General features: G+C 43.5%; 10 protein-coding genes and 1 tRNA gene. 5 read left to right on the top strand and 6 right to left on the bottom strand.

The window, feature by feature from the left end:
- Positions 1–4: 4 nt before the first annotated feature.
- The 4 genes from GQS64_RS05270 to GQS64_RS05255 form a co-directional block, all read right to left on the bottom strand.
- Positions 5–2,185 carry a DUF262 domain-containing protein gene (locus GQS64_RS05270; RefSeq protein ID WP_198230834.1) on the bottom strand — a complete coding sequence of 727 codons (2,181 nt, stop codon included), beginning with the start codon at positions 2,183–2,185 and terminating at the stop codon, positions 5–7.
- A 704-nt stretch (positions 2,186–2,889) separates the two neighbouring features.
- Positions 2,890–3,132 (bottom strand): DDE-type integrase/transposase/recombinase, encoded by a 243-nt coding sequence (locus GQS64_RS05265; protein WP_369805225.1) that lies wholly within the window; start codon positions 3,130–3,132, stop codon positions 2,890–2,892.
- 244 nt (positions 3,133–3,376) lie between these two features.
- On the bottom strand, positions 3,377–4,687 hold the full coding sequence (locus GQS64_RS05260; protein WP_198230833.1) for an MFS transporter: 1,311 nt from the start codon (positions 4,685–4,687) through the stop codon (positions 3,377–3,379).
- Between the two features lie 71 nt (positions 4,688–4,758).
- Positions 4,759–6,501, bottom strand: coding sequence for an IlvD/Edd family dehydratase (locus GQS64_RS05255; protein ID WP_198230832.1), 1,743 nt, complete (start codon positions 6,499–6,501; stop codon positions 4,759–4,761).
- 146 nt (positions 6,502–6,647) lie between these two features.
- On the opposite strand from GQS64_RS05255, the gene GQS64_RS05250 reads away from it, so the two are divergent.
- On the top strand, positions 6,648–7,370 hold the full coding sequence (locus GQS64_RS05250; protein ID WP_198230831.1) for a GntR family transcriptional regulator: 723 nt from the start codon (positions 6,648–6,650) through the stop codon (positions 7,368–7,370).
- A 163-nt stretch (positions 7,371–7,533) separates the two neighbouring features.
- The gene (locus GQS64_RS05245) at positions 7,534–7,914 is read left to right on the top strand and encodes a hypothetical protein (RefSeq protein WP_198230830.1); all 381 of its coding nucleotides are present in this window, start codon (positions 7,534–7,536) and stop codon (positions 7,912–7,914) included.
- 869 nt (positions 7,915–8,783) lie between these two features.
- On the opposite strand, the gene GQS64_RS05240 is transcribed toward GQS64_RS05245, so the two are convergent.
- Entirely contained in the window at positions 8,784–9,563 is a 780-nt protein-coding gene (locus tag GQS64_RS05240) for an outer membrane protein (protein WP_198230829.1), read from the bottom strand.
- 64 nt (positions 9,564–9,627) lie between these two features.
- Here GQS64_RS05240 and GQS64_RS05235 point away from each other — a divergent pair, with 64 nt between their 5' ends.
- From GQS64_RS05235 to GQS64_RS05225, 3 genes are all read left to right on the top strand, one after another.
- Positions 9,628–9,807: a hypothetical protein gene (locus GQS64_RS05235; RefSeq protein ID WP_198230828.1), complete on the top strand. Its 180-nt coding sequence runs from the start codon at positions 9,628–9,630 to the stop codon at positions 9,805–9,807.
- Positions 9,807–10,547 (top strand): hypothetical protein, encoded by a 741-nt coding sequence (locus GQS64_RS05230; protein WP_198230827.1) that lies wholly within the window; start codon positions 9,807–9,809, stop codon positions 10,545–10,547. The genes GQS64_RS05235 and GQS64_RS05230 overlap by 1 nt, the downstream gene beginning before the upstream one ends.
- Positions 10,548–10,934: 387 nt before the next feature.
- Positions 10,935–11,342, top strand: a complete 408-nt coding sequence (locus tag GQS64_RS05225; protein ID WP_198230826.1) for a hypothetical protein — start codon at positions 10,935–10,937, stop codon at positions 11,340–11,342.
- A gap of 253 nt (positions 11,343–11,595) precedes the next feature.
- Here the strand turns inward: GQS64_RS05225 and GQS64_RS05220 are convergent.
- A tRNA-Ser gene (locus GQS64_RS05220) sits at positions 11,596–11,686 on the bottom strand.
- Positions 11,687–12,284 lie beyond the last annotated feature (598 nt).

The raw sequence follows: 12,284 nt of genomic DNA, 5'->3' as shown, positions 1-12,284 counted from the left end.
ATGTTCATCCCAATAAATACTCAAGTTTTTCTTTGATGTCGTCTTGATATGCTTTACGATCTTTCGCTGTCCAATACAGATGACCTTGTTCTTCCATGCTAAACAAGCGCAAGAATACAGCTTGGGTGGCGGGCGGAATGAAATTGCCTTGTTTCATTTCTTCAACAATTTTGTTCTGTTTGACACGAAAAATCGAATTGTTCAGGGCACTGTTTGCCGTACGGTCCAGAAGCGCAAGGTTTGACAACTCATGTAACCTGTTATCAATCACTTCGGTCGGGCCTGCTCTATCATCAAAAAATTCCAATATGCGTTTCGACAACCTTAAAAACTCTTCTTTCGTATCAGGAAGTTTGAATGGCTCCGAATATTCAAATAATTCCGAAGATTTGAGCTTGTCCATCAACTCTTCAACGTGTTTAGACAGGGGCTGAAGATCATCTTTTCTCCGCAGGTTATCGCTTCGAAGGTTGTCCTCTTTCCGGGAGCTATCCTTTTGAAGGTCATCCTTTTTCCGGTCTTCACCGCGCGGAGAAATGCTCGCCACTACTTCCAGATGGCCTTCCAACCAAGTCAACCATTGTTCTTTTGTATTGAGCTCCTCAACATTTTGCGCCTTGATGTGTTCTATTGACCATTTCTTTTGGTGATGGGCAGAGAAGTCATATCGGGGCTTTTTACCCGTTGTTTTCATACTTCTCACATATTCGACATTATATAAAAATAAGGCTCTTTGGTATCCTGCTCTATCGGTTTCATACGTATATTCGAGAACCGTTTCCAGATCGGGATAAAAACTTTTGATATTACCTTTAACTTCTTCCTTTAACTTGCCTTTTTCCAGATCTTTAAAGTCCGAAAACAGGTATTGATTCATTTGTTTTTCAGCAAATAAATAACCAATCCAATGATAAAGGTCGTTATCGTCATACCAGGTTTGTAACTTCCATAGATCAAGCTGGATTGCTTCCCATATCTGTTTGACATTTTTTTGGGCAAACTTCTCTGCTTCCGCATTTTTTAATTCTTTTTCGAGTGCCATAAAAGAAGCAAGTTTGTTATCTTCATCGCTTTTTTTGTTAAAATGAAAATCCAGAAGAAAATCTATACGCGTTTGATAACGTTCATCTTCAAAACTTTTGTTTCGTCGATCTTTAACATTCGACGAATAATCATTTTCCGAAAAACCGAGAAATCCCCAAAATTCCGGTTTTCGCAACTCGTATTCGAGATTATCCCACCCAACGCTAATCAAGCCGCGCTCCGTTTCAATATCCGGCAAGTTTTCATTAGCGTCTTTATTATTTTGCGATTTGTAATAAGCAGGATTGAGGAGTGCTGCGCGGCTTAGCTCGGCATTCGTCAAGGGAATTTTTCCGCTATTCAAACGTGTAAATGCCGCTATTTCACCACTGGAATCGCTATCATCAATTACGTACCAAAGTACTTTTACTTGCTTAGCAAATGTTTCATAAAACTTTGACCAGTCGATACCTTCTTCATTCTTCTTATCAATATATTTTTTTATATTTCTGTAAGCATTGTAGATAAAATATAAATCTATACTACCACAGTCTTTTTCTGTAGGTTCTATACCATTTGCTATACGTTTTAAAAGTCTATCACTTTCATCCCGTGTATTAATGGTTAGAGTGTAATTTATAAAATCACTTTTTTCACTATCGCAACGTGAACTATCGTTTTTTTCCTGAATATCGTCGGGGAAAATATAGTAAGTGGCTTTTGCAAAATAATCGAGATAAATGGCATCGCGGTCTACTGGTTTGTTAATTGACTTACCATAACCGATTTTTTCCCCGACATAATTGTTCAACAGAACCGAATTTAATAACAGCACTGTCGTTAAACGTTGTTGCCCATCAACAATATTTATTTCGGGATCTTTTTCTTCGTTACCCGCTCCATCGCTATATTTCTCCACAACCATAATAGGTTGAAGAAAATAGATTTTGTTTTCTTTGCCATTCTTGAATTGTTCATAAAACTCGAAAATATCATTTAAAAAGTCATTAATCTGTTGGTCATTCCATCGGTAACCACGCTGATAACCAGGAATAATAAAATTTCCCTTCAACTCGTTAAGGGCACGTAATTCACCACTGTTTCCAGATAGTCGCTTGGAATGTTCGTCGTCGGTATTTCCTGTATCTTGCTCTTTATCCATATTGATTTTCTGACAATCTTTAAAAAATAAAAATTCTGAACAAGAATTATATTGTTTCGTTTCGGTACGCAATTATTGAAACAGAAGTGCATAAAGATTTTTAAAAATTCAATACCGAAATTATGTCTCAATCACTTATAACGGTTCATCAATTGATGAACTTAATTTATCTATTTTCATTTTCATCTTTGTTGATAGATCGTTCTTTCCGGAAGTCATGAAACCCCGAACAGTCGGCAAAACAATGTGGACAAAGAAGCAAAAAAACGGTTTCCACTTAAACTGTTGTTAGCCAGATTGAACAAGGCGAACTTGAAAAATGTGATAAATTGTATTGACAAATGCGTTCGGAAAAAATGGCTGAAATAGTGTAACTAGTGGTTTCACATATTTCTCTTACATAAAATGACAGAGAATTTTTACGATGGTATGGCGTTATTGTCAGGTTCATTGCAACGTGTCTGAAGGGCGTGAGATGGACCTGCTTTACGCAATGGTTAAATTGCACCACCCATTGAACGCGATCGTTCATTTTCGCTTTTATGTTTGCCTGCAAACAAGATGCCATTCCAGATCGAAATGGTTGCATGCTTATCCTTGACTATCTTGTCCTTGACCATGTGTAAATTTTTGTAAACTTGCCATGCTCCTGAAGCGTTGCCTCGCCCTCTCCCGTTACCAGAACGGAAAATGCGAATGCATACTCACAGCAATTCTTTTAAACGACGCCCCGTTTCCTCTGTTCTCTCAATGCTGATTGCTTTGAACACTGCTCCATAGAAAGCGAGCCTTTCAGTTGTTATGATCTTTGGATAAGCGTGCTTTTTCACGGACTTCAGGATGGACTTTCCGACATCCCTGATATTGCGTTTCTTTGAAACATGGCATCTCTGAACTTCACCCTCATGATCGACAACACGCCAAAAATAATGCTGTACGCTGTTGATCGTTTAACCATTTTGATCCGGATGCCATTGCCGGTTTGGACACTTCCCGTTACGCTTCTTAACGATAAAACGAGAAAATCATCTGCCAAAGCTGTTATTCTGACAATATCTATCGCATGTAAACCATCACTACCAGTTGGATGATTTCGGGTGACGTTTTGAAATATTTGAAGCGATCCGACTTGACTATTTCCCAATGTTAGCACGCCACCCGCAAAGCGCAAAGTTATTCTGTTAATGACTTTTATTTATTAGTGCTCATGCGTTCAATCTTTCCGACAATGACGAGATAACAGAAAACTGCAAGCGCAGCATGGGCAGCAACGAATGCCAGTGCACTGGAAAATGATCCTGTTGTGCTAAGAATAAAACCAATTACGATGGGGGTTGTGATCCCTGCTGTATTGCCGCATGCATTGAACACGCCACCGCATAGGCCTGCAATCTTTTGGGGGGCGATATCCGAAATCACTGCCCAACCAATAGCACCAAATCCTTTTCCAAAATAGGCCATTGCCATGATCATTATGATTAACGTGCTATTTTGTGTATAGTTACAGATAATCATAGTCATCGACATTATCATACCGAGTACTAGCGGTGTCTTTCTGGCGATTGTTAGAGAATAGCCCCGTTTGATCATTAAATCGGATAAGAAGCCACCAAGCACTCCCCCGAAAAATCCACAGATTGCGGGTATAGAAGCGATCATGCCTGCTTGTAGGATTGACATACCTCTTGCTTTGACAAGATAGATCGGAAACCATGTGAGAAAGAAATAAGATAGTACGTTGATGCAGTATTGGCCGATGAAAATGCCAATTGTCATCCGGTTTGTGATGAGTATCTTGAAGTCTGCCCAGGTGGGGCCGCTTGATAGCTTATCGGTCTTTGGAGTATCGAGTTCGATAAGTCCGCCACCACTGCGGATGTATTCAAGCTCTGCTTTGGTGACACTTTTGTGTTGATCCGGGGCGCGAATAACCTTGATCCAAACTATGGTCATAATCACGCCAAGTAAGCTCATGCTGATATAAACTGCGCGCCAGCCATAGTGGAAGGTGACCCATCCCATTAATGGTGCGAACATTACAGTTGCGAAATACTGCGCCGATGTAAAAATTCCGGCTGCTGTCCCTCGTTCGGCAGCTGGAAACCAGGCTGCAGTAATGCGGCTATTGCCCGGAAATGCCGGTGATTCAGCCAAGCCGACAAAAAAACGGAAGAAAAACAGTGCAATGACAGATATAGTAAGGCTGTACCAGCCAACGGTTGCTTGCAGTAATGTGAATATCGACCAAAGGAAGATGCTCCAGGCATAGACATTTTTGGTTCCGAAACGATCAAGTAGCCAGCCGCCGGGAATTTGCCCAATCACATAGGCCCAGGCAAATGCCGAGAATAACAAGCCCATCTGAACGGAGGTAATACCAAGTTCGTCTTGCATGGTCGCGCCAACGATTGATAGGATCGCGCGATCTGCATAATTGATAGTTGTAATTGCAAACAGTAATAAGAGAATAAGATAACGTACATGAGAAACTTTAGTGCTCATGATAACTCCTCCAGGTTGATAATTTTGATTGTGCCGTTGCCTCCCTATCCGCTACGGCATAGAGGTTTTGCTTAGCCCCCAGTATCCGGTATGGAACCCTTCATTTTTGTTTCTTTGAGGAAGGCGAAATCGCAGCCTTCATTGGCCTGCGTCATCTGTTCATAAAAGAGCTTACGGTATCCCCGTTCCGCATTCTCAGGCCGAGGCAGGAGAAGTTGTTCTCGACGTTCCATCAGGATATTTTCGGCAACAAGCAGTTCAATGCGACGCTCTTTTACACTTAGCCTAATCCTGTCCCCGTTCCGGACAAGCGCTAGCGGACCCCCAAGCGCTGCTTCAGGTGTTACATGCAAGACGATGGTACCCGCAGCTGTCCCACTCATGCGCCCGTCGGAAATACGCACCATATCCTTCACTCCTGCCCGCGCAAGCTTCTTAGGTATGGGGAGATATCCCGCTTCAGGCATACCCGGCGCACCGATGGGGCCTATGTTTTTGAGCACTAGAATATCGTCGGCCTTGACATCAAGATCAGGTTGATCAATGCGCAATGCCATGTCTTCGGCATTTTCAAAGACAACTGCGCGTCCTTCATGTTCCATAAGTTTAGGATCTGCCGCCGATTGCTTTATGATCGCGCCTTGTGGTGCAAGGTTGCCCTTCAAAAATGCGATACCACCTGCGGGATAGATAGGATTGGAGAAACTGCGTACGACATTTTGAGTATATTTGGGGAAGTCTGCGAGCTCTTCGCCGAGTGTACGTCCCGTAACTGTAAGGGCATCAAGGTGCAGTTGTGGCTTCAATTCTTGCAGGACTGTACGAAGGCCTCCTGCGCGATGTAGGTCTTCCATATAAAAATCGCCGGATGGCTTGAGATCGACCAGAACGGGTGTTTCACGGCTCATGCGATCGAAAGCTTCGAGATCAATTTTATAGCCCATACGGCCAGCAATTGCTGTTAGATGGATGATGCCGTTTGTCGACCCGCCGATTGCGAGTAAGACACGTAGAGCATTTTCAAAGGCTTTCGGGGTTAAAATCTTATCCGGTGTTAGTCGTGTCTTAGCTATTTTAACGGCATGCCGACCACTGTCTTCAGCAATCCGAATACGGTCGCTCGTGACAGCTGGAGGCGTTGCTCCACCCGGAAGAACAATCCCTAGTGCCTCTCCTATGCAAGCCATGGTGCTGGCGGTGCCCATTACTGAACAGGTACCGACGCTTGCAACCAGCTTACTGTTAACTTCATTAATCTCTTGCTCATTGATTTGGTCGCCGCGAAAATTCGCCCAGAAGCGCCGACAGTCTGTGCAGGCACCAACGCGTTCTCCGCGATAACCGCCCGTCAACATTGAGCCGGTGATCAATTCGATTGTTGGAATGTTTGCCGAGGCAGCAGCCATTAGTTGCGCGGGAACTGTTTTATCGCACCCGCCAATGAGAACGATTGCATCCATTGGTTGGGCACGGATCATTTCCTCCGTGTCCATCGCCATCAGATTGCGTAGATACATACTGGTCGGGGCTGAAAAGCTCTCTGCAATCGAGATCGTGGGAAAATCGATTGCCAGGCCTCCTTCCATCATCACGCCGCGCTTGACCGCTTCTATGAGTTGAGGGGCATTCCCATGGCACGGGTTGTAACCGGAACCGGTGTTCGCGATGCCAATGATTGTACGGTCGAGTGCATCGTCGCTATAGCCGGCACCTTTAATGAAAGCCTTACGTAAGAATAGCGCAAAACCAGCGTCACCGTAGTTAGTGAGACCACCGCGCAGGCCTTTAGGTTTGAATGGTGTGTTATCTACCATAGCCTTCTCCAGTTATTGATAATATTATTAATAATTTTCTTGATAGCAAAGTTGTTCTATTTATGCAATAGAGAAGATATTTCGCGTCTTGGTGTGATTATGACGCTTGACTTGTGATCTGAATCAAAATCTTAGGAATGATTGCTTTGACCGAGAACCAGATTTCCATATTGCCAACGGATGCGGGTGGGCAGTGCACGGGTAGCCTTGAATATGTTGTCCAAACACTCGAGGAAGAAATTGTCCTTGGTGTTCTCAATCCGCGGGAGCGATTGATTGAAGACGAGATTCTTGGTCGGTTCGGTGTAAAACGGCATGTTGCCCGTCAGGTTCTGGTTGAGCTTGAACGTATGGGGCTGGTGGAGCGGAAGCGCAATATTGGCGCTGTGGTTCGCTCCTACACAGCGAAGGAAGTGGAGGATCTCTATGTGGTTCGCGAATTGCTGGAGTGTCAGTGCGCCAGGATGATTCACTTCCCCGTCGCAGAAAGTAAGCTGAAGTCATTAGTTGATACGCAGAATGTGCATGACGCTATGGTCAAGGCTGGTAACCTGCGTGGTGTGTTTCGCGCTAATATGAAGTTTCATTCTCTTTTGTTCGGACTGACAGATAATTTAGTTCTCAGCAGTGCTATTCGCTATTATGCTTTGAGAGCGCATGGCATCCGCTCGTCTTCACTCCTGCGGCCTGAGCTTATTGAACAAGCAAGAAAAGAGCATTGGGAGATGATTCAGGCAATTAGGGACGGTGCAACGGATAGATTGGTTGAGCTATGCCGTAATCATCTTTATCCTTCTCGTGATACTTATGTGAATTCCTATATTCGTCGGTCTGACGTAGTTTATCCGGATCGCAATTCTGTTAAATAAGATATTGTTAATATTGCGGTTACAAGCGGCGGACATTGGCGACGTTGTAGCAGGCTATATTCATTCGCCTGACAACAGGTTCGTAATTGATATTAATAATCAAAGATTTCGCATAGGTGACTAATGCCAAAACCTTTTCTTTTTGACGGGCAACCCGCCCTGAATGATTATTTCAAAAGCCGGTTACGAAGCTGAACCCAATCTTGATGATGATTATAAGACCTTTGACAGTAATTGGTTTGGGGGCAATGGCATCAAATGGGTTTTGCGAAAAGACCAGTATTTTGAAGCGCAGGGTTACGATCCTGCGTGGGCTGCCTCGAAAATGACAATAGAGTTCCCTTATGCGTTAAATTATCAACCCGCATGCATTGCCTTTTATTGTTGTTCGCCGGTCGGTAGAGACTTTGATAGAGCCGTGATTCAACAACATCTAATGGTAGGGAACGACAATAAAAGCGTGACAGTGGAAGCGCCATTCGGCAGTGAATACAGTAAAGATCACGTGCCAAATTATCCTGGGGCGATTGGCAGGGATAATTGACACTGGGAATATGGACGAATGATCTCGCTTTTTGTGGTCGTATTTGAAAGCCGCCCAACCCAGCCGAGAACAGAAAAAACGACTAGAATTGTATCGGGGCGAACCCTTATGATGGGCAGAAAGGTCTCTGGATAACGGAACCCGGTTGCCGTGCGGGCGATTTAAAAGAACCGCATATCATTTCAAGCGACAACGACTATTTAAAACTGCACGCAACCGGCATAGTAAAACCAAAAAAAGATGGCTCATATTGGACGGCAGAATTTTATTTCCCCGCGTTGCAATATTTCCCGATTGTTTTTATTCAGCTGGCCGCAAAAGATGTAGATAAACGAATTATTTTTCCATTTGACGATAATGCAAAACGGAATGGCATCGAAGGGTCGTCAGACATTCCCGGATACGATTATCAGCTCTACAAAGATCATATTAAACTGTACACACGACCGCCTGGCGAAAAAGAAGAGTTCGGCATTCGCTACCTTGTTTTCCGCAACCCGCTTTGCCGGACAATATAATGCCAACACGAATTTTGATTGAAAAAAAAGGATAAGGGTCTCGAAGCCAGGTTGTGATGCCAATTCTAATAACTTGGAAGACCTAGTAATTTCCGAAAACATGGGCATCATGCCTGTTTATTTGACTGGCGAATGTTATCTTACAGGACGAAATGAGCATTTTTGGGTTGATTTTCCAAAACCGATCGTCAATTTGCCATACGTCATCATGACTTCCAACGACGGTGTGGCGGCGGGAAGTCACAGTTATGGCTTTAAAACAAGCAAAGAAAACGGTGCTTATCGCAAAGGCGTTATTCGCAACTTTGACAGCAAAAGCCGGACAATTTCGTATACAATTTTGCGCGGTTATTAATTGAACTTATAGGCGACACCAAACCGAACGTCATGCGATTTTGTCTCTACATTCCGTATGTAGAAGTCATCAATAACGAAGTCCTTGTCGCCAAAATCGGTATAGCGATATTCGGCACGAAGAATGATGTGATCGGTCATTGCATAATCGAGACCTGCGCCCAGAGTATAGCCAGTCCGCGTCTTGCTTGAGGAACCACGGTCGTCAAACCAGATATCCGTGACGTCACCAAATACCCTGTGTTTGTATTCAATATCTGTAAACGCAACGCCACCGGCGATATAAGGCAAGAACCGATCATATGCATAGCCTAGACGAGCGCGGACGGCAGCCATCCAATCTTGTTTTACTTTGTTACGATAGCCATCAACTTCGTCTTCTCCAAACGAAATATTTTTGTTTGATTTCACCGTGTTGTCTAGCCACGCAAAATCCGCGTCAATACCTGCAACAATATTGTTGTGAAATTGCCAATTATAACCGGCATAAATACCGCCAATAAAATTACCTTCATCAATTGACTTCTTTTTAACGTCTACAGGATCGATATAGACTACTACATTTGGCGGCGGCTCTTCATTCGCTGCTTGGACTTCGCGCTCGAATGAGCCATCGCCCCACGACCCCCCGATTTGACCACCAACATAGAAACCAGACCAAGAAAAAGCCGGTGAGGCAACGACCGGAGCCGGTTCCTGACTTGCTACAATATCAGCAGCCTGCGCAGCAGAAGCTGCCAATAAAAATGGTACAACGCAAGTAAAACGGTTAATCATTATTTGCTCCCCAGATACTGAAGAAACAATAACAGCAAAAAATCAGAAATCAATCGAGATAAAAATGGCTAATCAAGAGAATACACAGATACAAGTGCCACCGATCATCATGGCAGCGGAGGCAGCGGCAGAAGCGGAATTGTGGCGAAACCGGAGCCTGACGAACGCCTATCTGCGTTATCGAGCGGAACAAGAGCTGGCAGCGTTGAAAGCTCAAACAATAAATAAAAAGGAAGGTGAATAATGGCATTAGTTCCAAACTTTCCGATTTCAGGCGATGATTATACCGTCGGAAAGATTACGACTGTTGCAGGTTCAAAGGACTTCACCACAAAAGACGCTTATCTACAGTCGTATGGGGCGGTTAAAGCAGGTGACCATATTTACATTGCAGCTGCTGCAAAATTTTTAATCATTGCTTCAATTACGGGCGAAAATACCGGTACTTTAACAGACCCCTGCCCCAAAGATTGCGCCGTTGCTGATGCGGATTTACGCGTCATTTTCAAGACGGCCAGCTCTCGTCTGCAAGGCAGAACGGCAATGTTGATCGAACGGATGTCAAAGGGCTACCTAGCGTCATTGGCTGAATTAGAGCAAAAAGAAGGGCAATTCTTTCGCGCAACGGGTGTTGAAGGTGGACTCGAAAGTGTAAATCTTTCTACTGGCATGATTAATGAAACAGACGACCATAAATTTATGACGGGCGAAGATCGTCAATGCATTGCAAAAATTGATAAATGTGTTGACGGTCTTACGACCGACGACGTAAAAGAAACCGCAGATCGCAAATATTTCCCTCCTAATTTTAACGCCGATAGCTTACCGGAAACAGCCGATCATAAGGTTTTGACGGCAGCCGAACGCGACAAGATTGCAGCAATTGATAAAAATTATCTGCCGATTGGTGAACGCGACAAAATTAACAAGCAGATAGATAACCGTTTTAATGCATGTGTGACGGGCACTCGTTTTTATGGATAGGGTGAGGTCGGTTTTTCACCGATCGACGGTGCAAACGGATCCTTCAATAATCCTTTATCTTCTGGTTATGTATTGACAGGATTATGGAAAGTTAATCCGTGTTGGGAAGTCATCAGCTATCGGCAATCACACGTTTTTATCGCTATCGCGGCTGGTTTCCTTTAAGAAGTTGGTAAGATAAAAAATTTTGAAAAACTCACAATAACTTCGGAAGAAGTTAATCTTGGTAATGACATTAAAGACGACAAAGGCAACATTATACCCCAACCAAAATCGGTAGAAATTACCGTCTCGAAAGATAAAGATGGCATCGAGTGGCACAACCTCTTCAAGCAATATCCGCATAAATTCTATATCGCTATCGACGACACAAAACGCATTATCTCCATGACTGATGACCCCGAAGCGTCACAAATTGCCGGTTTCGATATTATCGGTATTGATCGAGATTTCGGCGAAACATTCGGGAAAGGTGGCAGTGTCTATGGCAAGCTATGGGACGGTGAAAAGATTGTTGCACCTCCCGCATTATTTCCGTCCTTATCAGCGCGGCAATTCTGGCAGGCGGCTTTAGCCATTGGCGTAAAGGAAGAAAACCTGCTTGCAGACTTCGCAAATAAAGACAGTCCTTTTTACATTGCAGATGAAGAGAAAAGGGAACGCGCACTCATTGATATTACCAAAGCGACAAGCTTTACCCGTGATTTTCCGCATTTAAAGAAAATGGCCACAATGTGTAATGGAATGGGTTGGCGGTGCTTTATGCGCTATTTATGGTGCAGAGCTTGCCGCTAACACTCTCTACCATCGTCTTGATAAATTCGATCCGATTGATAGCTCGTACGTCGTTCCAGAAAAAAATACTCGGCTTTGCCGGTTTTTTATGCGGTACTTTGGGTGTCGCGGCTATTGACTGGTGCGTTACGTTCATCCGCCGGCGGCACAATCCAAAATGATTATTGTGTATTTTTATTGGGGGATGAAATGGGGGATAGATAATCTATAAAAAGTTCAACTTATTGATTTTAAATCATTTTTTATTGTAATATGGCGGAGAAGAAGGGATTCGAACCCTCGAGAGCCTTTTGAGCTCTACTCCCTTAGCAGGGGAGCGCCTTCGACCACTCGGCCACCTCTCCAAGAGGAGCCAATAAACATTCTTTAATGGAAGTTCAAGCAATTTTCGCGAATTTCTAAAATTTTATACATATTAATAATTCATTCCCTCGCATCGCACGAATGCTACTTCCTTCCTTCTCCTCACAGCGACGGCTTTTGCTTTTTACTTTTTACCTGTTCCCCCTCTCCTATAAAGTCGACTTAATCATATCCAAAATGCGCCTTTTCCAAAATTCGACTTTTCAACACGCATGTTAGCTGTCAATGTCCTACAACCGACAGATTATATAATCCCGAATGCCCGATAACTTCTTATAAGTTCGAGAATGGGAGAAGCCCTACCCGTTTCCACTCTTTGCAAGCCCATCCTGAAACTGACACTATTTTTATTGGCGAGTTTTTCAAACTTGGTCGCAAAACCTGCGCTTTTACGGAAGCACCAAAATCACTGAAATAAAGAATTGATACACATCAAAAATGACGAAATGTGTTACTTTTGTGAAGTTTGAAAAAATTGTTCCATATCGAGATAAAACGCTATGACGACTCGAAAACAACAGCTAGAAGCAATGAAATTTGATAGTTAACCAAAAATTAACGCGAAAAATATGGTTAATA

The sequence above is a fragment of the Bartonella sp. P0282 genome (assembly GCF_048452985.1).
Classification (GTDB): Bacteria; Pseudomonadota; Alphaproteobacteria; order Rhizobiales; family Rhizobiaceae; genus Bartonella; species Bartonella choladocola.
The sequence above is the reverse complement of the archived record's forward strand: the minus strand, read 5'-3'. Positions and strand labels throughout refer to the sequence as shown.